Source organism: Williamsia muralis (assembly GCF_002735905.1).
GTDB classification, from domain to species: Bacteria; Actinomycetota; Actinomycetes; order Mycobacteriales; family Mycobacteriaceae; genus Williamsia; species Williamsia muralis_A.
In genome coordinates, this window is sequence record NZ_PEBD01000008.1 from 47,526 (window position 1) to 74,138 (window position 26,613).

The 26,613-nt window shown below is 65.0% G+C and carries 24 protein-coding genes; 6 read left to right on the forward strand and 18 right to left on the reverse strand.

What is annotated here, in order from left to right; translation table 11 throughout:
* The first annotated feature begins 13 nt into the window (after window positions 1-13).
* Window positions 14-853, forward strand: a complete 840-nt coding sequence (locus tag CSW57_RS09185) for a mycofactocin-coupled SDR family oxidoreductase (RefSeq protein ID WP_099382532.1) — start codon at window positions 14-16, stop codon at window positions 851-853.
* Between the two features lie 12 nt (window positions 854-865).
* Here CSW57_RS09185 and CSW57_RS09190 read toward each other — a convergent pair whose 3' ends face one another.
* The 9 genes from CSW57_RS09190 to CSW57_RS09230 form a co-directional block, all read right to left on the reverse strand.
* Window positions 866-1,921 (reverse strand): ferredoxin--NADP reductase, encoded by a 1,056-nt coding sequence (locus CSW57_RS09190; RefSeq protein ID WP_099382533.1) that lies wholly within the window; start codon window positions 1,919-1,921, stop codon window positions 866-868.
* An 80-nt stretch (window positions 1,922-2,001) separates the two neighbouring features.
* Window positions 2,002-2,838, reverse strand: a complete 837-nt coding sequence (locus CSW57_RS09195; protein WP_099382534.1) for a MaoC/PaaZ C-terminal domain-containing protein — start codon at window positions 2,836-2,838, stop codon at window positions 2,002-2,004.
* Window positions 2,838-4,013: a lipid-transfer protein gene (locus CSW57_RS09200; RefSeq protein ID WP_099382535.1), complete on the reverse strand. Its 1,176-nt coding sequence runs from the start codon at window positions 4,011-4,013 to the stop codon at window positions 2,838-2,840. Before CSW57_RS09200 ends, CSW57_RS09195 begins: the two co-directional genes overlap by 1 nt.
* Complete coding sequence (locus CSW57_RS09205) at window positions 4,013-4,417, reverse strand: MaoC family dehydratase (protein WP_223249148.1); 405 nt, start codon at window positions 4,415-4,417, stop codon at window positions 4,013-4,015. Before CSW57_RS09205 ends, CSW57_RS09200 begins: the two co-directional genes overlap by 1 nt.
* Window positions 4,414-5,517 carry an acyl-CoA dehydrogenase family protein gene (locus CSW57_RS09210; protein ID WP_099382536.1) on the reverse strand — a complete coding sequence of 368 codons (1,104 nt, stop codon included), beginning with the start codon at window positions 5,515-5,517 and terminating at the stop codon, window positions 4,414-4,416. Before CSW57_RS09210 ends, CSW57_RS09205 begins: the two co-directional genes overlap by 4 nt.
* Complete coding sequence (locus tag CSW57_RS09215) at window positions 5,517-6,452, reverse strand: bifunctional MaoC family dehydratase N-terminal/OB-fold nucleic acid binding domain-containing protein (protein WP_099382537.1); 936 nt, start codon at window positions 6,450-6,452, stop codon at window positions 5,517-5,519. The genes CSW57_RS09210 and CSW57_RS09215 overlap by 1 nt, the downstream gene beginning before the upstream one ends.
* Entirely contained in the window at window positions 6,449-7,615 is a 1,167-nt protein-coding gene (locus tag CSW57_RS09220) for an acyl-CoA dehydrogenase family protein (protein WP_099382538.1), read from the reverse strand. Before CSW57_RS09220 ends, CSW57_RS09215 begins: the two co-directional genes overlap by 4 nt.
* A 53-nt stretch (window positions 7,616-7,668) precedes the next feature.
* Window positions 7,669-9,297, reverse strand: coding sequence for an AMP-binding protein (locus CSW57_RS09225; RefSeq protein WP_223249244.1), 1,629 nt, complete (start codon window positions 9,295-9,297; stop codon window positions 7,669-7,671).
* Window positions 9,298-9,380: 83 nt separating this feature from the next.
* Window positions 9,381-10,574, reverse strand: coding sequence for an NADH:flavin oxidoreductase (locus tag CSW57_RS09230; protein ID WP_099382540.1), 1,194 nt, complete (start codon window positions 10,572-10,574; stop codon window positions 9,381-9,383).
* Window positions 10,575-10,764: 190 nt separating this feature from the next.
* On the opposite strand from CSW57_RS09230, the gene CSW57_RS09235 reads away from it, so the two are divergent.
* On the forward strand, window positions 10,765-12,426 hold the full coding sequence (locus CSW57_RS09235; RefSeq protein WP_099382541.1) for a class I adenylate-forming enzyme family protein: 1,662 nt from the start codon (window positions 10,765-10,767) through the stop codon (window positions 12,424-12,426).
* A gap of 133 nt (window positions 12,427-12,559) precedes the next feature.
* On the opposite strand, the gene CSW57_RS09240 is transcribed toward CSW57_RS09235, so the two are convergent.
* The 6 genes from CSW57_RS09240 to CSW57_RS09265 form a co-directional block, all read right to left on the reverse strand.
* Window positions 12,560-13,348, reverse strand: a complete 789-nt coding sequence (locus CSW57_RS09240) for an SDR family NAD(P)-dependent oxidoreductase (RefSeq protein WP_099383262.1) — start codon at window positions 13,346-13,348, stop codon at window positions 12,560-12,562.
* Window positions 13,349-13,373: 25 nt separating this feature from the next.
* Window positions 13,374-14,018 carry a PaaI family thioesterase gene (locus tag CSW57_RS09245; protein WP_030165765.1) on the reverse strand — a complete coding sequence of 215 codons (645 nt, stop codon included), beginning with the start codon at window positions 14,016-14,018 and terminating at the stop codon, window positions 13,374-13,376.
* Window positions 14,015-14,884, reverse strand: a complete 870-nt coding sequence (locus CSW57_RS09250; protein ID WP_099383263.1) for a MaoC/PaaZ C-terminal domain-containing protein — start codon at window positions 14,882-14,884, stop codon at window positions 14,015-14,017. Before CSW57_RS09250 ends, CSW57_RS09245 begins: the two co-directional genes overlap by 4 nt.
* A gap of 34 nt (window positions 14,885-14,918) precedes the next feature.
* Window positions 14,919-17,108: an acyl-CoA dehydrogenase gene (locus tag CSW57_RS09255; protein ID WP_099382542.1), complete on the reverse strand. Its 2,190-nt coding sequence runs from the start codon at window positions 17,106-17,108 to the stop codon at window positions 14,919-14,921.
* Between the two features lie 52 nt (window positions 17,109-17,160).
* Window positions 17,161-18,324: a steroid 3-ketoacyl-CoA thiolase gene (locus CSW57_RS09260; protein WP_099382543.1), complete on the reverse strand. Its 1,164-nt coding sequence runs from the start codon at window positions 18,322-18,324 to the stop codon at window positions 17,161-17,163.
* A 144-nt stretch (window positions 18,325-18,468) separates the two neighbouring features.
* On the reverse strand, window positions 18,469-19,083 hold the full coding sequence (locus CSW57_RS09265) for a TetR/AcrR family transcriptional regulator (RefSeq protein WP_030165775.1): 615 nt from the start codon (window positions 19,081-19,083) through the stop codon (window positions 18,469-18,471).
* A gap of 160 nt (window positions 19,084-19,243) precedes the next feature.
* On the opposite strand from CSW57_RS09265, the gene CSW57_RS09270 reads away from it, so the two are divergent.
* The gene (locus CSW57_RS09270) at window positions 19,244-20,788 is read left to right on the forward strand and encodes an FAD-dependent oxidoreductase (protein ID WP_099383264.1); all 1,545 of its coding nucleotides are present in this window, start codon (window positions 19,244-19,246) and stop codon (window positions 20,786-20,788) included.
* A 17-nt stretch (window positions 20,789-20,805) separates the two neighbouring features.
* Here the strand turns inward: CSW57_RS09270 and hsaA are convergent, their stop codons facing one another.
* Window positions 20,806-21,972, reverse strand: a complete 1,167-nt coding sequence (gene hsaA / locus CSW57_RS09275) for a 3-hydroxy-9,10-secoandrosta-1,3,5(10)-triene-9,17-dione monooxygenase oxygenase subunit (protein ID WP_099382544.1) — start codon at window positions 21,970-21,972, stop codon at window positions 20,806-20,808.
* 175 nt (window positions 21,973-22,147) lie between these two features.
* On the opposite strand from hsaA, the gene CSW57_RS09280 reads away from it, so the two are divergent.
* From CSW57_RS09280 to CSW57_RS09290, 3 genes are read left to right on the forward strand one after another with little or no spacing between them, the layout of a single operon-like run.
* Window positions 22,148-23,311 carry a Rieske 2Fe-2S domain-containing protein gene (locus CSW57_RS09280; protein WP_099382545.1) on the forward strand — a complete coding sequence of 388 codons (1,164 nt, stop codon included), beginning with the start codon at window positions 22,148-22,150 and terminating at the stop codon, window positions 23,309-23,311.
* Window positions 23,289-23,543, forward strand: a complete 255-nt coding sequence (locus CSW57_RS09285) for a hypothetical protein (protein WP_023954444.1) — start codon at window positions 23,289-23,291, stop codon at window positions 23,541-23,543. Before CSW57_RS09280 ends, CSW57_RS09285 begins: the two co-directional genes overlap by 23 nt.
* 47 nt (window positions 23,544-23,590) lie before the next feature.
* Window positions 23,591-24,382, forward strand: a complete 792-nt coding sequence (locus tag CSW57_RS09290) for an SDR family NAD(P)-dependent oxidoreductase (protein WP_099382546.1) — start codon at window positions 23,591-23,593, stop codon at window positions 24,380-24,382.
* A gap of 103 nt (window positions 24,383-24,485) precedes the next feature.
* Here the strand turns inward: CSW57_RS09290 and bphC are convergent, their stop codons facing one another.
* The gene (gene bphC / locus CSW57_RS09295; RefSeq protein WP_023954446.1) at window positions 24,486-25,412 is read right to left on the reverse strand and encodes a biphenyl-2,3-diol 1,2-dioxygenase; all 927 of its coding nucleotides are present in this window, start codon (window positions 25,410-25,412) and stop codon (window positions 24,486-24,488) included.
* A 22-nt stretch (window positions 25,413-25,434) separates the two neighbouring features.
* Window positions 25,435-26,613 (reverse strand): acyl-CoA dehydrogenase family protein, encoded by a 1,179-nt coding sequence (locus CSW57_RS09300; RefSeq protein ID WP_099382547.1) that lies wholly within the window; start codon window positions 26,611-26,613, stop codon window positions 25,435-25,437.

Consider the following 26,613-nt stretch of genomic DNA (forward strand, 5'->3'; position numbering starts at 1 on the left):
AAGGAGTCAGCACATGACAGAGCGTTTCGACGGACAGGTCGCCCTGATCACCGGCGGCGCCCGCGGACAGGGCCGTAGCCACGCCATCGCCTTCGCCGAACGCGGCGCTGACATCGTGGTGTGTGACAGATGTGAAGACAGCCCTTCGGTCGCTTACCCGCTGGCCACCGAAGCAGACCTTGATGAGACCGTGCGTCTTGTGAAAGCCACTGGACGACAGTGCATTGCGGTCAAAGCTGACACTGCCGATCGCCCGGCGATGGACGCTCTGGTCGGCCGGGCCGAAGCAGAACTGGGACGGATCGACATCGCGGTGGCCAACGCCGGCGTCTCGGTCGCCGCGCCCGTCCAGTCGATGACCGAGCAGCAATGGTCAGAAGTCATCTCGTCCAACCTCACCGGTGTCTTCAACACCGTCGGCGCAGTCTCACCGGGAATGATCAAGCGCGGTTACGGTCGAATCGTGACGATCTCCTCCATGCTCGGCCGAGCGGGGAACGTCAGCATGGTCGGCTACGCCGCGTCCAAGTGGGGCGTCATCGGTCTGACGAAGAGCGCTGCCCTTGATCTCGCATCGCATGGCATCACTGTGAATGCCATTGCCCCGGGCAACATCTCGACTCCGATGATTCACAACGAAGCCCTGTACGCGATGATGCGGCCCGACCTAGACCATCCGACCGACAAGGACGTCGAGCCCGTCTTCGCATCACTGCACGCCCAGCCGGTGCCGTGGCTCGAAGCCGACGAGATCACCCGGGTGGTGCTGTTCCTCACCGACAAGGCCAGTGCGCACATCAGCGGTACGGTCATTCCGGTCGACGCCGGGAATGCGGCACGCGTCACGGGGTGAGGTAGAGCTGTATCAGAACTCGATGGTCAGGTGCTCGCTGAGCGGGCGGGCCTGACAGGCCAAGATGTAGCCGTCCGCGATGTCCTCCTCATCGAGGATCGACGTATCACCCATGTCGACCTCGCCGTCGACAAGAGTGCATGCACAGGAACCACATTCGCCCTCGCGGCACGAGTACGGCACATCCAGTCCCTTGGACAGCAGAACGTCGACAAGCGTAACCGACCGCGGCCAGCTCAGCTCGTGCGCTTCACCGTCGAGACTCACCGATACCGTCGGCGCGTCGCCGTGATCACCCTCGGAGAGCACCGGTACCTCCACCTCGGCAAAGGGATCGCCGGACAGTGACGTGAAGACCTCGGCGTGCACTCGGCCCCGGGCGATGCCCGATCGCGCGGTTGCCTTGTGCACCATGTCCATGAACGGTTTGGGACCGCACATGAACACCCGGTGGTTCCCGAATGCCGAGCAAAGGGGCACAAGCTGATCGACGGTCGGCCGACCCTGCACACTCTCCAGCCAGTGCAGCACCAGCAACCTGTCAGCGAACCGGGTTGCGAGGTCGTGCAGTTCTTGCCGGAAAATGATCGAGCTCTCGTCCCGATTCGCATAGAGCAGAACGACTTTGCCGGCGCCTCCGCTCAGCGCTGTCTTGAGAATGGAGATCACCGGCGTCACCCCACTGCCCGCGGCGAACAGCAGCAAGTCGTCGTCCAGATTCACCGGGGTGAAGACGCCGGACGGGGGCAGCACTTCGAGGACATCACCGACGTTGACGTTGTCGCACAGCCAGTGCGATCCGTATCCACCGTCGGTGCGCTTGACGGTGACCTTCGGTCGGTCGTCGGTCAGCGGCGAACTGGCCAGTGAATAGCACCGGGCAACCGACCCCGTCCGGTCGCTGGGGATACGCAGGGTGAGAAATTGCCCTGGCTTGTATCTGAACTCGTCGCCACGGTCGGCGGGCACGTCGAACACCAACGACCGCGCTTCGGCCGTCTCCTCGACGACGGCAGCCACGGTCACCATCACTGACCGCGAATTAGGTTCAGATACAGCAGTTGTCATCGCCGGTCTAGCCTCTCCCTGAGTGGACACGACTCGCCGAAACTAGATGAACGGGCGCTTCGGTGCGCCGCCGCTCCCGCTCAACGGGACGCGCTCGGTACCCCCGTCGTGGCGGCAAACGACGCCCTGCCTCCCGAGATCGCCGGCCGTCCGTTCTTGACGAGTTCGAACGTGAGATCCGAGCCATCGCCCCACGCCCGTATCACCGGGGACTCACCGGGATGGAGTGCCGCTGCGAATCGGCCGTCGAGACTCGCCAGGTCTGCTGGATGTGCGCCGGTCAGACGCGCGCATTCCAGCGCTCCGGCGGCCAGGGTGCACAGTCCGTGCATGATGGGCCGCGGCTGACCGATTCGCTCCGACGCGTCGGGGTCGATGTGGATGTGGTGCCGGTCGCCGGTGAGTCGATAGAGTGCCGCTTGGTTCTCACGCGTGTGCAACACGGATTCGAATGTCGGATCGCCCTGCGCATCAACCGGTCTCGCCGGCCCTCGCTCGCCACCGAAACCTCCTGCGCCCGGTGCGAACAACGACCACGTCGCGATGAAGTACTCACTGCGGACCTCGACCTCGAAGACCGCTGCCGCGCCCTTGTCCCACACATTGCCGACCGATGCCGACAGCGTCACCTCGCCGCTGCGTGGCAAAGGTGCCAGTACCGTCAGCTGTTGTGACCCATGCAGTGCCGTGCGGGTATCGAACGCACCCCGCGACCCGAGCTCGTCCGGGGCCCACTGCGCGAGTGTCAGCGCGAACGTCGGCAACACCCTCAGTCGGTCCTCGAACACCAGGTCCAGCTCGGTTGCTTTCGCGCCCACGGCCAACGCGTAGATGATCGCATCGCGTTCGTCGTAGGACACGGTGCGTGTACCTAGGTCGACGCCTCGCCACCGGCCCGCGTTCTCCCAGCTCTTCACTACGCCACCCCGAGGACGAGGCCGCTGGTCGGAACCGCGGTGCCTGCGGTGACGATGATGTTCTCGGCCGTGTCGGGCTGATTGGTCGACGTTCCCCGGATGAGACGGACCGCTTCGGCTACGCCGTTGACGCCGTGCAGGTACGCCTCTCCGATCTGTCCGCCGTGAGTGTTGGAGGGCAACAGTCCACCGACCTCCAGGTTGCCGTCGGCGATGAAGTCTTTCGCTTCACCCCGGGCGCAGAACCCCAGCTCTTCGAGCTGAGGTAACACAAGAGGTGTGAAGTGGTCGTATAGGATTGCAGCGTCGATGTCTTCGGGTCCCAACCCACTCTGGGCGTAGAGCTGGCGGCCCACCAGACCCATCTCCGGAATGCCGGTGATGTCGGGACGGTAGTAGCTGGTCATCATGTGCTGATCCCTGCCGCTGCCCTGTGCCGCGCCTTTGATGAGCGCCGGCCTGTTGTCGAGGGTCGCGGCCCGCTCGGCCGAGACGATGACGAGTGCCTGGCCCCCATCGGTTTCCTGACAGCAATCCAGCAGATGTAGGGGCTCGGCGATCCAGCGCGAGTTCTGATGGTCGTCGAGCGTGATCGGCCGGCGGTAGAACCACGCCTCGCGGTTGTTCGCCGCGTGCTTGCGGGCCACCACCGCAACCCGGCCGAAATCCTCACTGGTGGCGCCATGTTCATGCATGTACCGCCGAGCGAACATCGCGACCCACTGCGCCGGCGTCGACAGTCCCTGAGGCGTCATCCACGCGTAGGCGGCGCGGTCTGCGGTGCTGTCCATCGGTCGATCGTGTTGGCCCAGCCCGTACCGGACGCCTGATCGCTCGTTGAAAGCGCGATAACAGACCACCACCTCCGCGACTCCTGTCGCCACCGCCATCGCGGCCTGCTGCACGGTCGCGCACGCCGCTCCTCCGCCATATCCGATGCGGGAGAAGAACTTCAACTCACCGAGCCCGCAGTTGCGGGCAACGAGCACCTCGCCGTTCGTCTCGGCGGTATACGTCGAGAGGCCGTCGACCTCGGATGGGTCGATGCCTGCGTCGGACAGAGCTGCCACGATCGCCTCACACGCGAGCTGCAGTTCGCTTCGGCCCGAGTTCTTGGAGAACTCGGTGGCCCCGATCCCGACGATGGCCGCCGACCCGGACAGTGGGCTGGACATCACCTGCCTCCTTTCATGACGGTGACCGTCACAGTGCCGGTGACATGCGCGCCGATACTGTTGACGCCGCGGACGTGGACCGACACCACACCGTTGTCGTTCGCGATCACCTTCCCGGTGAGGGTCATGGTGTCGCCGGGGTAGTTGGGCGCACCAAGCCGTATCGCGACCTTGCGCAGCGATGCCCCGGGGCCCGCCCAGTCGGTGATGAACCGCCCGACAAGACCATTGGTCGTAAGGATGTTCATGAACACGTCTGGGGATCCACGTTCGACCGCCAGCGCCGGATCATGATGCACATCCTGGTAATCGCGACTCGCGATGGCCGTCGCCACGATCATCGTGCGCGTGATCGGGACAACGAGTTCCGGCAGTTCGTGACCCACCGCCACATCGGTGATCACGAGGCCACGCCCAGCGCAAGCTGCGCTCCGAGCCGCGCGAGGTCGGCATTCGACCCACCCAATGATGCGGCGATCTGTTTGCCCCACAGCAGATGCCGATGCACCGGGTAGTCGGTGTCGACCCCTATTCCGCCATGGACGTGCTGGGTTCGATGCACTACACGTTGACCAGCGTCGGTTGCCCACCACTTGGCGACCAGCACGGCGGTACCCGGAGCAGCTCCGTTCGTCAGCATCCAGGCCGCTTGCCACAACGTGACACGCATGGCCTCGAGATCTATGTAGCAGTCCGCCAACTGGTGGCTCACCGCCTGGAACGTCGCCAGCGGACGACCGAACTGTTCGCGGCCGTTCAGATAGGTCACCGCCTGTTCGACGGCCCCGGCACCCACTCCGACTTGCAGTGCGGCCAGGGCGACCTCGACCCGATCGACGAGCCAGTTGACCGCATCGCCTCCCGCCAGCAGCTGTGCCGGCGCGGCGTCGAAGGTCATGTTGGCCGCGATCGCGCGGGTGGTCGTCTCGTTGTTCTGCACGTGCACCGCGGGATCGGCCGGGTCGACCAGGAAGAGACCCGTTCCTGCCGGGGTCACGGCCGAGACCACAACGCCGGCGGCGACGTGCGCCGACGGCACAACCGCTTTGGCGCCGTGCAACGTCCACGACCCGGCCGCGCCTTCGCGGGCACTCATCGTCGGCTCGGTCGGATCGTGGGGTCCGAACTCCTCGATGCCGACGGTGAGAAAGATCTCGCCGGCGGCGGCCGGTGCCACAAACATCCGTTTCTGCTCCGCAGTGCCGAATTGTGCGATGGCCGCAGCGGCGAGCGCCGTTTCCCAGAGCGGAACCGGTGCCACGCATCGTCCCTGCTGTTCGAGCGCCACGCAGAGTTCACTGAAACCCATCGCGCCGCCACCGAATTCGTCGGGTAGGGCGATTCCCACCAGTCCCGCCTGTGCCAGCTCTCGCCAGAGGTCGCGGTCGATCCGCTCGTCGGAGGACTCGACAGCCTTGACACGGTCGATGCCGGACCTCTGCGAGAAGATGTTCGCAGCCAGGTCACCGATCGCGGTTTGCTCTTCATTGAAGGTGAAGTCCATCAGTTCTCCTCGGGTACAGACGGCCGGAATGCGGGAAGCGTCAGGTCCGGATCTGCGTCGATCCACTCCAGCTCCACCGGCATGTCGATGGTCACTTCTTCCGGGGCCGCCCCGACCATGTTGGCGATCAGCCGGGTGCCCTCTTCCAGTTCGATCACCGCGACGATCAGCGGGTAGTCGAAGGCATCGATCTTCGGGTGGTGGTTCACCACAAAGCTGTACACAGTGCCCTTGCCGGAGGCATCGATGGTGTCCCACTCCAGCGACCGGCACTGCCCGCACATGGGCCCGGTCGGGTGACGCAGGGTGAGGCAATTCGAACATCGCTGGATCACCAGACGGTGCTCCTTGGCGGCTTCGAACCAGAAAGCGTTGTCCTGGTTGAGCGCCGGACGAGGCCGTGGCGGTCGGGGTTTCTCCTTCTTCACGGGCCGGAACCGCAATGTTCGCCACCGCTGTGTGGCGACAACCTCGCCGTCCTCGTCGCGGTAGGTCTTGAGCGTGGTCACGAAATGTCCGACGCCCAGCCCGGTTTTCTTCTCCGGGGAGATCGATTCGATCACCTCGGTGACATTGATCCGGGTTCCGGGTCGGAGTTCGGTGAAGTATTCCTGCTCGGAATCTGTTGCCACCACGGAGGTGAAGCCCGCATCGGCGAGGACGCCGAGCAGCTGGGTAGCAGTGTCCGAGGCCGCGCCACCGGCAATCGTTGCCCCGTATCCCCGCATCGTCCATGCCTGAACCATGGTCGCAGGGGCGATGATTCCGGCACGTCCGGTGCCGCGAGCGGCCGCGTCATCGAGGTAGATCGGGTTGGTGTCTCCCATTGCCTCCACCCAATGACGGATCATGGGCTCGTTCACCGGGTCCTGTGCCCACGTGGTCGGGACGAGTTCGCGCCCGACGAACTCGTTGAGCACCCGGGTATCGATCATTTCGCCCGTCCGAGTTTCGCGGTCCCCAGGCCGATGGTCGCAACCATGTCGCGGAGCACCTCGTTCACGCCTCCTCCGAACGTGTTGACAACGCCTTGGCGGGAGATCTGCTCGATCTGTCCGGCCAGGACGGCACCCGGGTTGTCGGGGCGGATTCTTCCTGCCGCGCCGAGGATGCCCAGCAGCGTGCGGTACACGTCGACGTGGGTTTCGGTGCCGAACACCTTTGCCGATCCAGCGTCTGCCCCAGAGAGGGTATCGGTGGCGACCGCCGCCGTCATCTTCCAGTTCATCAACCGCATCGCGACAAGCTTGGCGTGGGTGCGCGCGAATTCTTGCTGTACCCAGGGAATCTCGATGGCACCAGACTCCCGCGCCCAGTCGATCACCTGGGTCCACAGTCCCTCGGTGCGTCCACCGAGGGCCGCCAGTCCGATCCGCTCGTGGTTGAGCTGCGCGGTGATCAGACGCCAGCCGCCGTTGAGATCCCCCACCAGCGCGTCCTCACCGACCCGGATTCCGCTGTAGTAGGTCGAGGTGACCATCAGTCCCCCGACCGTCGGGATCGGTGACCACGAGAAGCCGGGGTCGTCGGTGGGGATGATGAGGATCGAAATACCCTTGTGCTTCGACGCTTCGGGGTTTGTCCGACAAGCCAGCCACACATAGTCGGCGGTGTTGGCACCGGAGGTGAAGATCTTGTTGCCATCCACCACCCACTCATCGCCGTCGCGCACTGCCCGGGTCTTGAGGGACGCGAGGTCGGTGCCCGCGTCGGGTTCGGTGTATCCGATCGCGAAAACGGTGTCTCCCGAAAGAATTCCGGGGAGGTACCGCGCCTTCTGCTCTTCGGTTCCGTACTTCTGCAGCGTCGGCCCCACGGTGTTGACCGTGACAAACGGGAACGGCAATCCCGCGCGCTGAACCTCGTCGAAGAAGACGAACTGATCCTCGATCGACCGGCCCTGGCCACCGAACTCCGTCGGCCAGCCGATGCCCAGCCAGCCGTCCCGTCCGAGCATCTTGACGATCTCACGGAATCTCGGACCGCCCACACCCTGTTCTCCGGCAGCGCGGCGCTCGTCTTCGGGGAGCAGCGTGGAGAAGTAGGCGCGCAATTCCTTCCTGAGCTGCTGCTGCTCAGGCGATTCGGTCAGATCCATCGTGGTTCTCCTCGAGAATTTCAGGGGGCACAAGGTCGAGTCGGGGCGTGCAGTCAGAGGAAGCGAGCGCGACCGTGGTCGCGGAAGTCCTGCTCGAGCACTCGGCGATCGGCGTCGGTCATCAGCGTGTACCGGGGCGTTCCTCGACCCACCCAGTGGAACACCGGCTCCTCACACCGCCAGCCCTCGGACTGCAGTGCACGTTTGAGCACCTTGTTCGACCCGGTGACCGGGAGGTCGGTCGACACCCGGACGAACCGGGGTGCCGCCTTGGTCCCGAGATCCGCTTGCGCCGAGAGATATTCGGCAAACTCATCCGGGTCGAAGTCGGCCAGGTCGGACACTTCGACGGCTGCCATCACCTGGTCACCGGATCGGGGGTCCGGAACTGCGAATACACCGGTGGCGATCACCTTGGGGTGGCGACGCAGGATGTGCTCGATCATCAGGGCAGAGGTGTTCTCCCCGTCCACCCGGATCCAGTCACCCTTGCGGCCGGCGAAGTAGATGAATCCGGCTTCATCGATGTATCCGAGGTCGCCAGTCCAGTACCAGCCGTGGCGGATTCGCTCGGCGACCGCCGATTCGTTCTTGTAGTAGCCCTCGAATCGCGCGGCACCGGCCTTGTCGATCATCTCCCCGATGGCAACATCGGGGTTGACGACGTGGCCGTGCTCGTCCAGCACTGCGCGCGGACACTCCTGGAGTGTCTCCGGGTCGACGATGACAACGTTGTCGTTGGCCGGCCGACCCAGCGCGCCGGCGGGCGCATCGGGATCGAGCTTCACCGAGCCTGCGCCCTCGCTCGAGCCGTATGCCTCGTACAGCTTCGCCCCGAAACGGCGGACGAACTCGGCCTTGTCACCGGGGGACGCCTCTGTGCCGAACCCGTGGGTCAGCGTGTTCACAAGGTCGTCGGGCGATTCCTCGGTGGACATCAGGTAACCGAGCGCCTTGCCCACGTACGTGAAATACGTTGCCCCATAATACCGAACGTCCGACATGAAGCCCGAGGCCGTGAACTTCGGCACCAGGGCCACCGTGGCACCCTGAGACAGGGCCGGTGCCCACAGACCCATCAACGCGTTGCCGTGGAACAGCGGCATGCAGCAATAGCAGACGTCGTCCCTGTCGATGTCGTACTTCGCGCAGTTCGAGTAGGCCAGCCGCGTGATCCGACCCTGGCTGCACCGCACGGCTTTTGACATGCCGGTGGTGCCTGAGGTGAACAGCAGCAGAAACAGCGTGGTGGCGTCGACATCCTCTGCCACGGAGGGTTCGGTGGCGTGCTCGGACACCGTGTTGATGTACGAATCGGCGTCGACCATGACAAATCTGTCGTCGGTGAGGCCCAGGTCGATGCCCGCGAGCTTCTCCCGTCCTTTGTGGTCTGTGACGATGAGCTGGCAGTCGACGTAGCGGACCTCGGCCTCGAGTTCTCGGCCTCGGCGAGTCGGGTTGATGCCGACGACGGTGGCCCCGGACAACGCCGCTGCACCCAGCCAGAACACGAACTCAGGAGTGTTCTCCAGCAGGACCCCGATGTGGAAGGGACCGGGCCGTCGCAGCGACTGCGCCAGCGCGCCGCGTGCCGCGCTCTCCCGCACCACCTCATCCCATGTCCAGTCCCGGGCGCGGGTACGCAGCCCGAGGTGCTGGTCGCCTACCCGCTCCATCAGCATCCGGGCGACGTCAGGGTGGTGGGTCGTCGCTGAGGATGCCGTCGAGCCGGCGTCGGTGGTGGTCGGGTTCAAGACATCAGTCCTCATCGTGGACGCAGCACACAGTGTGTGCCGCCGTAGATCGCCGTCATGCACTTGTTGTTGTGATTACACAGGCCCGGCGAGTGGGTGTCAGCGGAAATCCGGTTCACGAGGTCGGGCTCACGGAGCAGCGCCCTGGCGACGGCCACGAACTGGAAGCCCTCCCTCATCGCGAGGTCCATGGATTCGCGGCCGGTGATCCCACCGAGCAGGACCAGGGGCATCTTCACGGCTTCGCGGATCTGGCGGGCGTCGTCGAGGAGATACGCGTCCTTGTACGGGTACTCCTTCAGGAAGTGTTTGCCCACCAGCTGGATTCCCAATTTCGTCGGCTGCGGCATCACGGCGGCGAAGTCGCGCAGGGGCGCGTCACCCTTGAACAGATACATCGGGTTGAGCAGTGAACTGCCCGCGGTGAGTTCCAGCGCGTCCAGGGATCCGTCCTGCTCGAGCCACTGCGCAACCTGGATGGCTTCGTCGACCCAGAATCCCCCGGGCACACCGTCGTCCATGTTCAGCTTGGCCAGGATCGCGATCCTGCTGCCGACGGCGTCGCGCACCGCACGAGCGACCTCACGGGCGAAACGCGCCCGGTTCTTCAGGGACCCGCCATAGTCGTCTTTACGCTTGTTCACCCGTGGACTAAGGAATGAGCTGACCAGGTAGTTGTGACCGAAATGGAGCTCGACGGCGTCGAAACCGGTCTCGATGGCGCGGCGCGCGGCATCTGCGTGTGCCTCCACGATCCGTGTGATGTCCGCGGTGGAGGCCGGTTTGGAGAAGTTCTGTGTGGTCATCCGGAAGGCGCGGGAAGGCCCTAGAGCTGGTGTACCAAGGTATTTCGAGCCTGCCACCGGGCCGGCGTGACCGATCTGAGCGGACACCGCCGCACCTTCGTCGTGGATGGCATCGGTGAGCTTGCGCAGACCTGGCATGGCCTCGTCGCGCCAGTAGATCTGGGCGGGCGAGGTCCGGCCCTCGTACGACACCGCACAGTACGCAACGGTTGTCATCCCGACGCCACCTTCGGCCGGGCGGCGATGGAAATCGATCAATTCGTCGGTGACGAGCCCTTTGGGGGTCAGCCCCTCAAAGGTGGCGGCCTTGATGACCCGGTTACGTAGGGAGATCGGCCCCAACTTTGCCGGTGCAAGCGGATCGGCGTGCACCGGGGGAAACCCGAGTTCTGTGGTCATGATGATATTCCTCCAGCTGCGAGACTGGGCCGAACCGTATCGCCGCCCACCGATACCGAACAGGCGAGTCTCGGTGAGTGGTAACGGTCACCATCAATACGTGGCGCCATGACATTTTGTGACCAGAATCCCAGTCCCGATGAGCAGCCCGAGCGTGGCGAGCACAGCAGTACTACCGAAAGGCCTCCGCATGACTGCGTCCACCGATCTCCAGCACCATCTTGATCAGGTGATGGCCCGCCTGGTCGGCCCAGGAGGGCCGTTCGAGTTGGTCGACGAAGAGGTCCTCGGCGCCAGCATGTCGGTGATGAAAAACCGCAGGCGCGCCGTGGCCGAACTACTCCCGATGTCGACAACATGGGGAACAAGCGATTACCTCGTCACCACCGACCGACGGATCTCCTACGCCGACCATCTGGCTGCAGTTGCCGCACTGGCAGCTGGGTTCGCCGAGAGGTACGGGGTGGGCAAGGGCGACCGGGTCGCAATCCTGGCGGCGAACACGCCGGAGTGGGTCATGACCTTCTGGGCCACACAGGCGCTCGGGGCCATCACCGTTGGCCTCAACGGCTGGTGGGTGCCTCGCGAGGTCATCTATGGAGTCGAGCACAGCGGACCGAAGGTACTGGTGGTCGACGCCAAAAGGGCTGCTGCCCTACCGGAGCTGCCGGACACCGTCACCGTCCTGACCATGGAAGACGACCTCCCCGCCCTGATCGCGGAGTTCAGCGGCGCCGACCTCCCGAGCGTCGACATCGACGAAGACGACCCGTCGGTGATCCTCTACACCAGCGGTACCAGTGGACGCCCGAAGGGCGCTCTGCACTCACAGCGCAACCTCCTGGCCGTCGTGGACTACCAACGGTTCGCCGAAGCGTTCACAGCCGAGCTACACGGACGGACTCCGGACCCGTCTGCGCCCAGTTCTGCACGCCACCTGCTGACCTCGCCGCTGTTCCATATCGCGAGTCTGCACAATCTCGTGGTCCCGCGCCTGGCGACCGGCGGCGCGGTCGTGATGAACCAGGGTGCCTTCGACGCCGACACCGTGCTCGGGCTCATCGAACGTGAGCGGATCACCAATTGGGGTGCAGTGCCAACCATGGCCACCCGGCTCCTCGAGCACGACAACGTCGAGAAGTACGACCTCTCGTCCCTGACGTCGTTTGCATTGGCTTCGGCGCCGTCATCGGTGGCGTTCAAAGAACGCTTGCAGGAGAAGTTCCCCTTCGCCCGCGGCGCGCTGGTCGACAGCTACGGCCTCACCGAGTGCAGCACTGCCATCGCCGTCGCGACCCCAGCCGACATCGAAGCCTTCCCCGGCACACTCGGAAGGCCGATCATCACCGTCAGCATGGAGATCCGCGATGCGTCGGGAGACCCGGTGCCCGACGGGACCGAGGGAGAGGTCTGCGTGCGCAGCCCGTTCGTGATGCTCGGCTACTGGGAAGACGAGCAGGCCACAGCTGCCGCCATCGCCCCCGGGCGCTGGCTTCGCACAGGCGATTTCGGCTTGATCGACAACGGCCGGCTCCGGCTCACCGGCCGCCGGTCGGACCTGATCCTGCGCGGCGGCGAGAATGTCTACCCGACAGAGATCGAGCAGTGTCTCGACGAACATCCGGACGTGGCCGAGTGCGCGGTGGTCGGCGTACCGCATCCGGACCTCGGCCAGGAGGTGGCCGCAGTGGTGGTGACCCGCCCTGGATCCACCACCACCGAGGACGGATTACGCGCCTTCGCAGCCGAACGACTCTCGTACTACAAGGTCCCGACGCAGTGGCGGATCACCGATCAGCCGTTGCCGCGCAACGCAACCGGGAAGATGATGCGTCGGCAGATCGCGTTGTGAGTTCTCCGGCGCCGGTGGTCAACCGCCGGCGCCGGACCTCGCGGGTCCAGCTGCACACAAGATGCCCCGCAGCGTCACATCCGGCCGGACGACCCCGACTTGTGTGCAACCAGGCTCCGTCAGAGGGCAACGCCTAGTCGACTGCCGGCGCCCACTGCACGCCGTTGATGTGCGCACCGCCGTCGACGAACAGTGTGTTCCCCGTCAGGTACCGGCTGGCGTCGCCGGCCAGGAACACCGCAACGGGTCCGATGTCCTCGAGCGGGTCACCGATGCGGCCCATCGGATTGGCTGAAGCCATCGCCGACGCCATCTGCGGATTCCCATCAGCCATGCGCCGATATGCCTCACTCTGGGCACCTGGGCAGATGACGTTGCAGCACACCTGTTTTGGCGCCCACTCGCGGGCGGCGGTGCGCGTCAGGGTGCGCAGTGCCTCTTTGGCTGCGTTGTACTGCACCGAATACATGTGCGCGTTCACGCCGTTGAGGGAGCACAGATTGATGACCCGCCCGGTACCGTGCCGCTGCAATTCGGGCAGCGCAGCCTTCATCGCCCAGAATGCCGCCATCACGGCCATGTCGAAACCACCACGCATCTGGTCGTCGGTCATGTTCTCCAGCCGCGCGTAACCCGACCCTCGCCAAGCGTTGTTGACCAGGACGTCGAGCCTGCCGAAACGGCGCACAGCGGCGTCGACCATTCCGACGACCTGCGCCTTGTCTGTGACGTCGGTGGACACGAATTCCGCCTCCGCACCCCACTCGTCTCGAAGCCACGCCGCGGTGGCTTCGCCTGCTGCGCGGTCGATCTCGGCAACCATCACCGATGCACCCTCGCGCGCGAGCGCCCCGGCGACACCCTTGCCGATCCCCATACCGGCGCCGGTGACCACGGCCACCCGTCCGTTCAGTGTGGCCATCAAACGCTCCTTCATCGGCCCGCACCTATCGAGGGCGCGGCACCGTCTTGTCGATGAACAGTGCCTCGACCGAGACACATACGGTGCCGTCTGCAGTGCGAATGTCGCCGACGGTATTGATCTTGATCCCCTCTTCGGCGACCATCCGGCCGCTCACGGTCAGCGGTTCGAACAGAGGCGTAGGACGGTGGTAGCGGACGTTGAGTTGTGCTGTGGCACCGCTACGGCCCGCCCAGGCATTCGCCACACCGAGGGTGTGGTCGAGAAGCATTGCTGCTACGCCGCCATGAAGGTGTCCGGGTGGACCCTGGTATGGAAAAGTCAGTGTCACTTCACCTTCGACAGAACCGTCCTCGCGGCCGGCCAGTGTCAGCGGCGGCGCAATCGCATTCTCTGGTCCGGTGACCGGGTCGTGGCGGGTGACGCCTTCGCCGTGCCACATGTCGATCAGCCGCTCGGCGATCTCCGGCGAGTGTTCTTCGAGGTGCTCGGCGATGTTGTCCAGCTCCTCGGCGACCCGTTGCAAATTGGCATTCGTTCGGTCCGTGCGCAACAGGGCGTCCACGACCCGACGCGCCGCAGCCGTGGCGCGGTCGACGGGCCGGTCCTGAGGAGCCGAGGTGAGCACCGTTCCGTCAGGCGCATTACCGACGGTGGGGTGAAGGGTCATCGGATCTCCATGTGTGCGTGGGTCAATGCCGCCTGACCATCACGGTCCGGGCAGACAGCGTGCAGGATGAGCCGGTTGTCCTCGCGCCACACCGATGTCTCGATGGCCTCACCGGGATAGATCGATCCGGCGAACCGCGCCGAAAACGTCTGTACAGCCGCGGTATCACCGCCGAGGACGCCATCGACGACGGCCTTGCAGACCACGCCGTAGGATGCCAGCCCGTGCAGGATGGGCCGATCGAAACCGGCGTGCGCGGCGAAATCCGGATCCGCGTGCAGAGGGTTCATGTCGCCGCTGAGACGGTAGACGAGGGCTTGTCGGGCGGTGGTCTGCGATCTGAGTACCTCGTCCGGCGCGCGGTCTGGGGCGACTGCGGACGTCTCGGGGCCCGCGGGGCCTCCGAATCCGCCCTCACCACTGGCCCAGATCTGCATCTCGCTGGTCCACAACGGGTTCCCGTCCACGTCGGCGGCCGCCTGCTCCAAGACGATGACCGCCGCCTTGCCCTTGTCCCAAACCTCTGCGACGCGGGAGGACAGTACCCCTGACCCCGAAGCGGGGATGGGGCCGTGCATCGTGAGCGACTGACCGCCGTGCAGGATCTTGCGGAGATCGATGTCGATTCCCGGCAGGTTCATCCCGGGCGGTGCGATGTCCCCCGCCGAAACACCCTGTCCCGCGACCATGGCGAACGTAGGGAGCACGCTGATGTTCTTCTCGTACACCCAGCGCAATTCCGCCGGATCGACGGGATCGGCGCCCGCACCGATCCCGAGGTGATACAGCAACACGTCCCGCTCGGTCCAGGAGACCTCTCGAACGGAGGGCTCAGCGGCCAGTGCTGCGAGTCGATCGATAGCCACGGTCAGGGCTCCTTTGTGGTGCGAACGGGTTGCCTCACTGGCCGGGCGCGGGGTCGCGAGGTAGGCCGAGGATCCGCTCACCGATGATGTTCAGCTGGACGTTGGTGGTACCGCCGGCGATGGACAGACACTGCGAGTTCAGGAACTGCTGCGTTGGCGACCACCGGTCCTGTTCTCCGAGTAGCGCATCAGGCCCGGTCCACTCCATCGCCACCTCCCAGATCTGCTGGATGTGCTCGACGCCCAGCAACTTGGCGATGGACGACTCGGCTCCGGGTTGTCCTCCGGCGAGCGAGCGCAGTGTGGTCCGGAGCGCCATCAAGCCGCCAGACTGTGCGTCGCACAGCACTTTTCCGAGAACGGTCAGTTGCTCGTCGTCGAGACCGCCGGGCACCGACGCGGCCAGGTTCAGCAACGTTTCCCCACCCGATCCCAACGACGAGTCGTTCGACAGTGAGACCCGTTCGTTCGCCAGTGTGGTGCGCGCCAGCTTCCATCCTTCGCCGGGCTCGCCGACGAGGCAGTCGTCGGGGACGAACACGTCGTCGAGGAACACCTCGTTGAACAGTGACTCGCCGGTGATCTCGCGCAGTGGCCTGATGTCGAGGCCAGGACTGTTCTGGATGTCGACCAGGAAGTACGACAAACCTTTGTGTTTCGCGACGTCGCCGTCCGTGCGGGCCAGGCAGATGCCCCAGTGGGCGTCGCGCGCGCCGGACGTCCACACCTTTTGTCCCTGCAGTCTCCAGCCCCCGTCGACCTTGGTGGCCTTGGTGCTCAGCCCGGCAAGGTCCGATCCGGCCCCTGGTTCGGAGAACAACTGGCACCAGACGATGTCGCCCCGTAGAGACGGCGGCACGAAGCGCTGCAGTTGCTGGTCGTCGCCATGGGCGATCAGCGTCGGGACCACCCAGTTGCCGATGATCATGTCGTGCGGCTCCAGAGCCGCCGCGCGCAATTCCTCGGCGATGACCAATTGCGTCACGGCGTCGGCCCCCTTACCCCAGGGCTCGGCGAAATGCGGTGCGGTATAGCCTCTGTCGGCCAGGTAGTTTGCTCGCTTGCTCGTGTCCAGCGACGTGGCGCCGGCCAGCTCCGACCGGATGTCGGCACGGATCGCCTCGGCCTCCGCAGGCAAGTCGATGCCGAGCACACGACGGACTCCGTCGATCGTCAGGCTCGCCACCCGTCGTCGCCAGATGGCGGTGTATCCGAGCAGGATCCGGAGGGATTGGGCGCGCCGCATGTACAGGTGAGCGTCGTGTTCCCAGGTGTACCCGATGCCGCCGAGGATTTGGATGCAGTCCTTGGTGACGGTGAAGGCCGCCTCCGGGGCCACGGCCCCCGCGACAGCGGCGGCGAGCGACGCCTCGGATCGGTTTGTCGGCGGCGCCATCGCGCGGGCAGCGTCCCACGCGGTCACCCGGGCCTGCTCGGTGGAGGCGAGCATCCGCGCAGCCTTGTGCTTGACACCCTGGAACTGACCGATGGCCCGGCCGAATTGCTGTCGTACCCGGGCATATTCAGCCGCGGTGTCGGTGGCCCAGCCGGCCAGACCTGCGGCTTCCGCAGAGAACAGTGTCGACGCGAGGTCGAGGACCCGCTGCGGATCCAGATCGAGGACGTCTTCGGGGCCGAGTTCCACGTTCTCGGCCTCGATCTGCGCATTTCGTCGCACGAGATCGTGACTGGGCAGTTCTGTCACCGACACCTGATCGGGGCGGACCACCACAAACGCACGCTCGCCGTTGTCGTCGGCGGCCACCAAGAACAGGTCTGCAACCTGACCACCGAGAATGTGGCCGGATCTTCCGGCCAGTGTCACGGTGTCGCCGTCACGGATCAGCCGCAGTGAGCCTGGTTGCAGCGCAACGGCAGCCAGCATGGAGCCATCGGCAAGAGGTGCCAGCTCGGCGGTTCGCCCGGCCTCGTGCAGGACAGCCGAGACGATGACGGTCGGCAAGAACGGCCCGGGCACCATCGATCGACCGAGCTCTTCGGTGACGATGGCCAGCTCCACGAATCCGGCTCCCGCTCCGCCGAATTCTTCCGACAGGTGCAGTCCCAGCATGCCGAGCGCCGCCAGCGAGTTCCAAAACACGGGTCGCGCTTCGGATTTGGCTTCGACGGCATCGCGTATCACCGCGGGCGTGGCGTGGCGTTCCGCCCACCCCCGCACCGAATCGCGCAGGTCGCGGTGGTCGTCGCTCAGTGCAATTCCCATATTGGTTCAAATTCCTGTCGTGCGCGGTGCCCGCCGGGCATCCGGCGAGTTGTCAGATGCGTTCGATGATGGTGGCGGTCGAGAGCGCTCCGCCGGCGCACATCGTGATCAGCGCGGTGGACTTGTTGCTGCGTTCGAGTTCGTGCAGCGCGGTGGTGATCAACCGCGATCCGGTCGATCCGACCGGATGGCCCAGCGCGATGGCTCCGCCGTTCACGTTGACCTTGGCCATGTCGGCCTCGTGCACCTGCGCCCACGAGAGCACCACCGAGGCGAACGCCTCGTTGATCTCGACGATGTCGATGTCACCCAACGACATTCCCGACTTCTCGAGTACGGCCCGGGTGGAGTCGACCGGTCCATCAAGGTGGTAGTAGGGATCGGCGCCGACCATGGTGGACGCGACGATCCGGGCCCGTGGCCGCAGACCCGACCGTGCCGCCTTGTCCTCGCTCATCAGCATCACGGCTGCGGCGCCGTCGCTGACCTGAGACGAGTTACCCGCGGTGTGCATACCGTTCTCGATGACCGGCTTGAGAGCCGCAAGCCCATCGGCGGTGGTCTCGCGCAGGCCACCATCGTGGGTGACCGTGGCGGTCTCACCGCTCGGGGTGCCTTGCTTGTCGACGACGGGCGCCTCGACCGGCACGATCTCCCGCTCGAATCGGCCCTCGGCCCAGGCTGCAGCGGCGCGCTGTTGCGAAAGGAGGCCGAGGGCGTCGACATCCCCGCGTTTGATGCCACGTCGTTCGGCGATGCGCTCGGCCGAGGTGAACTGATCCCGCATGTCGATCGCCCAGTCATCGGGGTACGGGTTGCCCGTTTCGGGAGTGTTGGCCTGCCCGAGGAAGACCCGACTCATCACCTCGACGCCACAGGCGATCCCCGCGTCGATCTGGCCGGAGGCGATCAGTCCGGCGACGATGTGGACGGCCTGCTGCGAGGAGCTGCACGCGCAATCAATCGTGGTCGCGGCCGTCGTATACGGCAGTCCGGCGTGGAGCCATGCCTGCCGGGTGACGTTGTTGGACTGTTCCCCGGCCTGGGTGACGCACCCGCCGATCAACTGGCCGATGTCGCCGGCGGGCAGGCCGGTCCTGTCGAGTACCGCCTGTTGAGCTGCGCCCAGCAAGACGGCCGGGTGCACCCCCGACAGCGCTCCCCGGCGTCGGCCGATCGGCGTGCGGGCTGTTTCCACGATGACAACGTTGCTCATTTTGGCTCCTTCGACTGGCCTGAGCCGAACGAGCGGCGTCAGATTTCTAGAATGTATTCTAGTTCTGCTGATTCAGCAATGCGCACAATCGCCTGCATCCCTGGTGAGCTCACTACCGCAGAGCGCGGCGGGCGAGAATGTATTTCAGTACAAGTTCGTGGACAACCGCGTAAGCAGGAGGTCGCACGCGGTACGAATGTCCGACTCGGCATCCGGGATGGAGATGCGGCCGTTGAGACACGACTGGATGACGCCCAGCCAGAGCTGCATCATCAACCGGACCGCGGTGGAGTCGTCCTCGGACGGATTCTCGATGCCCGCGGCCTCGAGCAAGATCTGGTGGAACACGCGGTCAACCTTCCCCGCGTCCGGCACGGTGGCGGCGTTGGCCGTGCTGTTCGACTGGATCATCGCAGTGGAGAGCGCGGGGCGGCGAAGCAGCGCACGGGTCGCTCGGACCAGTACCTCGTAGATCGCATCCGGACCCTGACCCGCGGGTGGCCGCCTGTCGAGGTTGTCCCTGATCTGATCGATCTGCTCGACCATGACGGCGACGAACAGATGCGTCTTGGACGGAAAGTACCGGTAGAGCGTGCCGATCGCGACACCCGCACGCTTGGCCACCTCGTGCATCTGAACCCGCGCCAGCTCTTTCTCGGTCGCGAGTTCGGCGGCGGCCTCAAGCATCCGCACATGACGGGCCCGCTGATCGTCGGAACTGGGTTCCGCCGCGTCCCTCGCCTCGCCAATTCTCGGCAACGTCCATCTCCCGTCGTGCGACACCAACATCATGTGGTGACTGACTCTCTCATCACCGTAGGAAATTGCGCACTTTTCCCGGTGAGTGGGACCTGCGGAGCAATGCCCCGCGTATTGGGATTGCGTGAAACGAACGACAGACCCGATGGAGGCAATGACGATGCAGGACTGGACCATCCGATGCGACGTACTGGTCGTCGGTTCCGGCGGCGGCGCCCTGACCGGCGCATACACGGCGGCGGCACAGGACCTGGACACGGTCGTCCTGGAGAAGACCAGCCTGTTCGGTGGCACATCTGCCTATTCGGGCGCCGCTGTGTGGCTGCCGGCAACGGCCGTGCAGGAACGGGCCGGGATCGGCGACACCCCGGAGAAGGCGCGCACCTATCTGCGCGCCGTGGTCGGAGACAACGACGTCGATCGCCAGGAGGCCTACCTGGCCACCGCTCCGATCCTCGTCGACTTCCTGGAGAGCGACCCGAACATCGAGTTCGAATGGCGGGCTTTTCCCGACTACTACCGCGCCCCGGGCAGGATGGACGCCGGCCGGGCGATCAATCCCCTCGATCTGCCCAGCGCCGAGATCGGTGACCTACGTGAACTGATCCGGCCCGAACCCGATGTCGATCGGGCCGGCCGATCACATCCCGACGAAACCCTGATCGGTGGACGTGCACTCATCGGCCGTTTGGTCCTGGCGTTGCGGGGGACCGGCCACGCCGATCTCCGTACCGGCACCGCGGCCCGCCGCCTCATCGTCGACGATGGACGGGTCGTCGGGGTCGAGGCCGTCACCACTGCGGGTGAGATTCTTCGCATCCGCGCCGACCGCGGCGTCCTCCTCGCTGCCGGCGGCATCGAGAGCAATGCGGAATTGCGAGCGGCCAACGGCACACCCGGCCGCGCCGCATGGACGATGGGCCCCAACGGTGCCAATACGGGTGACCTCATCCGGGCGGCAGTGGATGCGGGCGCCGACACCGCCCTTCTCGACGAGGCGTGGTGGTGCCCGGGCGTCGAGATGCCGGACGGCTCCGGCGCTTTCATGGTCTGCGTGCGCGGCGGCATCCTGGTCGACGCATCGGGCGAACGGTACCTCAACGAGTCACTCCCCTACGACCAATTCGGTCGGGCCATGATCGCCCGGGGCGCCGACTCCGCCATCCCCTCGTATTTCGTCTTCGACTCCGCCGAAGGTGGCCCGGTGCTACCGGCCATTTCGATCCCGCAGGCATCGGCCGAAGAACATCTCGACGCCGGCACCTGGGTGCAGGCGGACACGATCGAGGCGCTCGCAGACAAGATCGGCGTTCCCTCCGGCACACTGCACCGCACGGTCGAGCAGTTCAACGGCTACGCCAAGGCCGGGGTCGACGAGCAGTTCCGACGCGGCGAAGACCCCTACGACACGTTCTTCTGCCGACCGAGCAAGGCTGCAGAAGAACCCAACGCGGCCTTGCGGCCGATCTCCACCGGACCCTTCTATGCGGCCCGGATCATCCTCAGCGACCTCGGCACCAAGGGTGGTGTGCGAACCGATGTCGACGGCCGCGCGCTGCGTCAGGACGGCACTGCCATCGACGGTCTCTACGCGGCCGGTAACACGAGTGCTTCACTCAGCGGCCATTTCTATCCAGGACCCGGTGTACCTCTCGGGACAGCGATGGCGTTCGCCTATCGGGCCGTCCAGCACATGATCCGATAACCGATCCCACGCCGGCTTCAGACGAGATTGTCCTCGACGGGCAGCCCAAATGCGTCGCGGCCGTAAAGGGCCAGTGCACGTTCGGGCTCGTTGGCGACGTGGACGCTGCCCGCATGGGCGTCCCGCCATGCTCGCTCGATGGGGTTGCCGCGGGTCAGCGAATTGCCTCCCGCGGTCTTGAACAGCAGGTCGATCGCCTCGAGCGCGCGCTCAGTGGCGCGCACCTGATCGCGGCGGGCCCGCAGCCGCATCCACATCGGCAAATCCTCCCCGACCCGAGCGAGGTCCCACATCTCCCGGACGTTGCGATCCATCTGCAGTGTCGCAGCGTCGATCTCGGATGCAGCGCGGGCCACCGACACCTGGGCGACGTGGTCTTCGGCGAATCGTCCGCCGCCGAGACTGAGCCGCACCCGCTCACGCATCACGCCCACGTAGGACTCGTGACACCCCGCGACCACACCCACGATCGGCGCCGCGATGGCGGAGGTGAAGATCGTGGCAAACGGCAGCCGGTACAGCGGACCTGAGTTGATTTTCTGGCCAGGGCCCCGCAGTTGGGCCGTCTCGTAGTTGCGGATCGTCCGATGTTCGGGCACAAAGGCTTTGGCCACGGTGATCTCATTGCTCGCCGTGCCCCGCATTCCCACCACGTCCCAGACGTCGTGGATGGTGTAGTCGGCGCGTGGCACGAGCACGGTCATGAAGTCGACCGGCCGGCCCTCTGCCCCGAACTGCAGGGCACCGAGCAGCGCCCACGATGCATGGTCACATCCCGACGAGAACTTCCAGGTACCCGAGAGCTCGTACCCACCCTCCACCGGCAGCAATTGCCCCATCGGCGCGTAGGCCGACGACACGAGTTCGAGCCGGTTGTGGCCCCAGACGTCTTCCTGGGCCCGCTGGTCGAACAGGGCCAGGTGCCACGGGTGCACACCCAGTACCGACACGATCCAGCCCGTGGAACCACAGGCCCCCGAAATGGCGCGCACCACTTCGTAGAACTCGACCGGATCGATCTCCGATCCCCCATACCGCTTGGGCTGCAACATCCTCAGCACCCCGGTGTTCTGCAGATCCTCGATCACGTCGTCGGACACCCGACGTGTCTCGTCGACCACCTGCGCTTGGTCGGCGATGTCGGGCAGCAGGTCACGGACCGAGTGCAGCGTCTCGTTTGTCATCTTCGAACTCCATCGATGCAGCGCAGTGGTTTCGCGATGGTAGGCCGACGGGCCCGGGCACCGCATTGACCAGGTCTCGGTTAGTGAGACCTCCGCCGTGAATGTGGCCATGGTCACCTAGCGTTCGGGTCACAACTGTTCTGCCGCAACTCCTCAAGGAAAGGACGGACGCATCGTGACCACCTCGCAGTCCGAAACAGGTGAGATCCGTGAGATCGACACGGGGGCCCCACCCACACGATTCGCCCGCGGCTGGCACTGCCTCGGCCTCTCCGAATCCTTCAAGGATGGTCGGCCCCATTCCGTCCAGGCATTTGGCACCAAACTCGTGGTATTCGCCGACAGCTCAGGGACATTGGCCGTCCTGGACGGGTATTGCCGTCACATGGGTGGTGACCTGAGTCAGGGCACCATCAAGGGCGACGAGGTGGCGTGCCCGTTCCACGACTGGCGATGGGGCGCGGGCGGTCGGTGCAAGAAGATCCCATACGCGCGCCGTGTGCCCCCGGTCGCGAAGACGCGCAGCTGGAAGGTGCTCGACCAGGACGGCATGCTGTTCGTCTGGAACGATCCCGAAGGCAAGCCACCGCCGGCAGATGTGACCATTCCCCGAATCGAGGGAGCGCTCAGCGATGAGTGGTCGGATTGGGTCTGGTACCAGGTCACCGTCGACACCAACTGCCGCGAGGTGGTCGACAACATCGTCGACATGGCCCACTTCTTCTACGTCCACTACTCGTTCCCCACCTACTTCAAGAACGTTTTCGAAGGGCATGTGGCAAGCCAGTTCATGCGTGGCGAGGCCCGTGAGGACATGCGTCCTCACGCCTCTGGACAACCGAAGATGCTCGGGAGTCGTTCGGATGCCACGTACTTCGGCCCCTCCTTCATGATCGACGACCTCGTGTACCAGTACGAGGACCATGACGTCGAATCCATCCTGATCAACTGCCACTACCCGGTGAGTGCCAACCAGTTCGTGCTGCAGTACGGCATGATCGTCAAGAAGTCCAAGCGGCTCGAAGGAGCTGCCGCAGACGAGATGGCCAAGAACTTCGGTGTGTTCATCGCCAAGGGTTTCGAGCAGGACATCGAGATCTGGAAGAACAAGACGCGTATCGAGAACCCGCTGCTGTGCGAGGAGGACGGTCCCGTCTACCAACTACGGCGCTGGTACGAGCAGTTCTATGTCGATGTCGCGGACGTGACACCGGAGATGACCGAACGCTTCGAGTTCGAACTCGACACCACCCGTCCTGTGGAGTCGTGGAAGAAGGAAGTGGAAGCCAACGTCGCCCGGAAGGCCATCGGTTCCGATGCAGCCATTGCAGTGCACTGAGTGTGGGGCAGCGGTTCTCGTCCAGAAGAACAGCTGGGAACACACCTCGGTGCAGTGGAACGACGATGCCCGCGCGGCATGCCGAGAACTCGCCGGTGGTGCTGCCCGCCGCGTGGGGGCGCCGTTGGAGCGATGCCAGACGCTGACCGACGTGATCGAGAACGCCGCCCGCTCCGGTTCCATCCCGGTGGCCGATGACACGCCGGTTCGGCCTCTGGCGCAATCACATTGACAGTCCGTTCCACACTTTCGTCCGCATCATCCCGAAGGAGTACGTCCTTGATCGACAGGAACCACTACGGACCCTGGGCGGTGATCGCCGGCGGATCCGAAGGCGTCGGCGCATCGTTCGCCGATCTTCTGAGCACTGCCGGCCTCAATCTGGTGCTCATAGCCCGGAAACCCGGGCCTCTCGATGAGACCGCAGAGAGGGCGCGAAACAACGGGGTCGCGGTCCGGACGTTGGCACTCGACCTTCTCTCACCGGACGCGTTCGAGCAGATCCGGCGGGCCACCGACGACATCGAGGTGGGCCTGCTGATCTTCAACGCCGGGGCCAACAGCTACGGGCACGAGTTCGTCACCGGCGACCTCGCCGGATTCCAGGGTGTCATCGACCTGAACATCACGTCTCAACTCACCCTGTCCCACCACTTCGGGGCCAAGATGAAAGAACGCGGGCGTGGCGGCATCATGTTGCTCGGCTCCCTCGCCGGCTACATGGGTTCAGAAGACCAGAGCATCTACGCCGCATCCAAGGCGTTCGGCCGCATCTTCGCCGAGAGTCTGTGGTTGGAGCTCGAGCCGTTCGGCGTCCACGTGGTCGAGTTGGTGCTCGGCGTGACACGCACCCCGGCGATGATCCGGGCCGGCCTGAATTTCGATGTGCCCGGCATGAACGTTGCCGAGCCGGAAGATGTTGCCCGCGAGGGAATCGAGCATCTCACCGACGGCCCGGTATGGGTTGCCGGCGGCAACTACGAGGCCGCGCAGAAACGAAACGGATTCCCCCGGGACAAACTCGTCAAGGGCGCGGCCGAGAGCATGCGCAAGCTGCTCGGACGCCGCTGATCCACAACTGACAAAGCCTCCCGTTTCGTTCACATCCTCCGGTTGCAACCGGAGGATGTGAACGAAGCGGAAGGCTTTGTCTTGGTCAGACGTGGTCAGGTGGTCAGATGTCGACCGGTGGCGCAAAGGCGGCAAGGGGTTCGGAGCCCGACCAATCGTGACCCCAGTAGCTGTCAGCGGTGATTTCCTCGGCAGTGTAATGGCTTTCGTCGACCAGCATGCCCTCGGTGCCGAACTCGAGGTCCCAACCGCCGGGTGCGCGCACATAGAACGACACCATCTTGTCGTTCGTGTGGCGGCCCAGTGTCGAGGAGAGGCTGAACCCCAACTTGTTCACACGATCGAGGGCCTGCCCGACGGCGTCGAGAGTGTCGACCTCCACCATCAGGTGCACCATGCCGGGGTCCTGACTCGCCGGCGCCGGACACAGCGCGAGGCTGTGGTGACGCTGGTTGACGCCGAGGAACCGCACTCTCCGGGCCGGTGCGGGCGCGTCGGGACCGCCGAGGCGGATGGCGCCTCGCGGGAGGAAGCCGAGCACCTCGGTGTAGAAGGCGTACGTCTCGTCGAATGCCGAGGTCGGGAGCACGGCGTGACCGAGTCCCTCTGTGCCGGTGACGAATCGGCCGCCGTGTGGCGTGACCACCGGACTGTGGTCAAGCACCGGACCGAAGAAGATCTCCGTCCTGGTACCGGACGGGTCGTCGAACGCGATGACCTGTTCGGCATCGCGATACAGCGACTCTTCCTCGGACAACACGTCGACTGTGATGCCCGCCTTCTCGATCGCCTGGCGAACACGCTCGAGGGCGAACTGGTCACGCACCTCCCAGCCGATGGCCAGCGCCTTGTCCGACTCGCCGGGCAAGACGACGATGCGGGAACGACGCTCGTCGAGCCGCAGATAGAGACCGTCGGCTTCTGGACCCGAACCCGTCGACATGCCCAGTCCGTCGACAGTCAGTTCGCGCCACCGGTCGACGTCGCGGGTCTGGACGCGCAGATATCCAAGTGCTCGTATGTCGGTCATGGGTGAACCTTTCGTGTCAGATCTAGATCATCGAGCGATGCGGGCCTTGCGGCTCGCCGCCCATCTGGGTGAGTGCCGAAGCGTGGAAGATCGACCCCGGCACGTGGATTGCGTGCGCCAAGCCCGCGTGAGCGTCGCGCCAGAACCGCTGCATCGGGGTCTTCAGCTGTAGCGCACCGCCGCCCGACCGTGCAAAGACCTCGTCGACTGCCCGCACCACACGCCATGCGGCAGCGGTTTGAGTTCGCCTGCCGATGGCACGCAGCTCGAACGAGACCTCCTGACCCTTTTCCGTCATGTCCCAGAATCGGTCGACCGTTTCGAGGACGGCTGCCCGTGAGGCGGCGATCTCAGCCGCGGCCTCACCGATCGCGAACAGGACATATGGGTCTTCTTTGATCGCCGTCCCCGACACCGTGACCCGATCGCGCTGGGTGTTGATGTGACAAGCGAGAGCGCCTTCGGCGATGCCGATCAGCGACGACGTGATCCCGAGCGGAAAGATGCACGAGAACGGGAAGTTGTAGAGGGTCTGGGTGCGGCCGAACTCCTTGGCTGCGGTTCCGTCGAACACCTTGCCTGCGGCGAGAGTTCGATACGTGGGGATGAAGGCGTCTTTGACGATGAGGTCTTTGCTGCCGGTACCGCGCAGCCCCACGACATTCCAGCTGTCCGGGTCGATGTCGTAGTCCGAGCGCGGTAGCAACACGTGCAGGTTTTGCGGTGGCATCAGCCGGTTGCCGTCCTTGTCTCCGACGGCGGCACCGATCATGATCCACCCGCAATGGTCGGTACCTGAGGAAAACGACCAGCGCCCGTTGAGGATGTAGCCGCCCTCTACAGGCTTCGCCACACCCATGGGGGCATAAGGGGATGCCATCCACATGTCGGGGTCCTCACCCCAGATCTCGTCCTGCGCCTTGCGATCGAAGAAGGCGAGTTCCCACGGGTGCACACCGACGATGCCGCTCACCCAGCCGGCCGCGCCGTCGATGGATCCGATACCCATTGCGGTCTCGGCGAACTCGCGAGGATGTGCCTCGAATCCGCCGTACTCCTTCGGCTGCAACATGCGGATGACCCCGGAGTCTCGCAATCGTTTTGCCGAGGTGTCCGACAGCCGCATGAGCTTGTCACCCTCCACGCCCTCGGCGCGGATCTCCTCGGCGAATTGCTGAATGTTGTCCAGAACCTGGCCCAT

What these genes read in the sequence shown, in the direction of transcription:
- CSW57_RS09215 (WP_099382537.1), bottom strand. Translation starts at nt 6,452, where the DNA reads ATGATCGATACCCGGGTGCTCAACGAGTTCGTCGGGCGCGAACTCGTC.
- CSW57_RS09255 (WP_099382542.1), bottom strand. Translation starts at nt 17,108, where the DNA reads ATGGGAATTGCACTGAGCGACGACCACCGCGACCTGCGCGATTCGGTG.
- CSW57_RS09235 (WP_099382541.1), top strand. Translation starts at nt 10,765, where the DNA reads ATGACTGCGTCCACCGATCTCCAGCACCATCTTGATCAGGTGATGGCC.
- CSW57_RS09200 (WP_099382535.1), bottom strand. Translation starts at nt 4,013, where the DNA reads ATGTCCAGCCCACTGTCCGGGTCGGCGGCCATCGTCGGGATCGGGGCC.
- hsaA (WP_099382544.1), bottom strand. Translation starts at nt 21,972, where the DNA reads ATGACAAACGAGACGCTGCACTCGGTCCGTGACCTGCTGCCCGACATC.
- CSW57_RS09285 (WP_023954444.1), top strand. Translation starts at nt 23,289, where the DNA reads ATGCAGCCATTGCAGTGCACTGAGTGTGGGGCAGCGGTTCTCGTCCAG.
- CSW57_RS09240 (WP_099383262.1), bottom strand. Translation starts at nt 13,348, where the DNA reads ATGGCCACACTGAACGGACGGGTGGCCGTGGTCACCGGCGCCGGTATG.
- CSW57_RS09220 (WP_099382538.1), bottom strand. Translation starts at nt 7,615, where the DNA reads ATGGATCTGACCGAATCGCCTGAGCAGCAGCAGCTCAGGAAGGAATTG.
- CSW57_RS09260 (WP_099382543.1), bottom strand. Translation starts at nt 18,324, where the DNA reads ATGAGCAACGTTGTCATCGTGGAAACAGCCCGCACGCCGATCGGCCGA.
- CSW57_RS09270 (WP_099383264.1), top strand. Translation starts at nt 19,244, where the DNA reads ATGCAGGACTGGACCATCCGATGCGACGTACTGGTCGTCGGTTCCGGC.
- CSW57_RS09210 (WP_099382536.1), bottom strand. Translation starts at nt 5,517, where the DNA reads ATGGACTTCACCTTCAATGAAGAGCAAACCGCGATCGGTGACCTGGCT.
- bphC (WP_023954446.1), bottom strand. Translation starts at nt 25,412, where the DNA reads ATGACCGACATACGAGCACTTGGATATCTGCGCGTCCAGACCCGCGAC.
- CSW57_RS09225 (WP_223249244.1), bottom strand. Translation starts at nt 9,297, where the DNA reads ATGCTGATGGAGCGGGTAGGCGACCAGCACCTCGGGCTGCGTACCCGC.
- CSW57_RS09230 (WP_099382540.1), bottom strand. Translation starts at nt 10,574, where the DNA reads ATGACCACAGAACTCGGGTTTCCCCCGGTGCACGCCGATCCGCTTGCA.
- CSW57_RS09190 (WP_099382533.1), bottom strand. Translation starts at nt 1,921, where the DNA reads ATGACAACTGCTGTATCTGAACCTAATTCGCGGTCAGTGATGGTGACC.
- CSW57_RS09300 (WP_099382547.1), bottom strand. Translation starts at nt 26,613, where the DNA reads ATGGGCCAGGTTCTGGACAACATTCAGCAATTCGCCGAGGAGATCCGC.
- CSW57_RS09245 (WP_030165765.1), bottom strand. Translation starts at nt 14,018, where the DNA reads ATGACCCTTCACCCCACCGTCGGTAATGCGCCTGACGGAACGGTGCTC.
- CSW57_RS09185 (WP_099382532.1), top strand. Translation starts at nt 14, where the DNA reads ATGACAGAGCGTTTCGACGGACAGGTCGCCCTGATCACCGGCGGCGCC.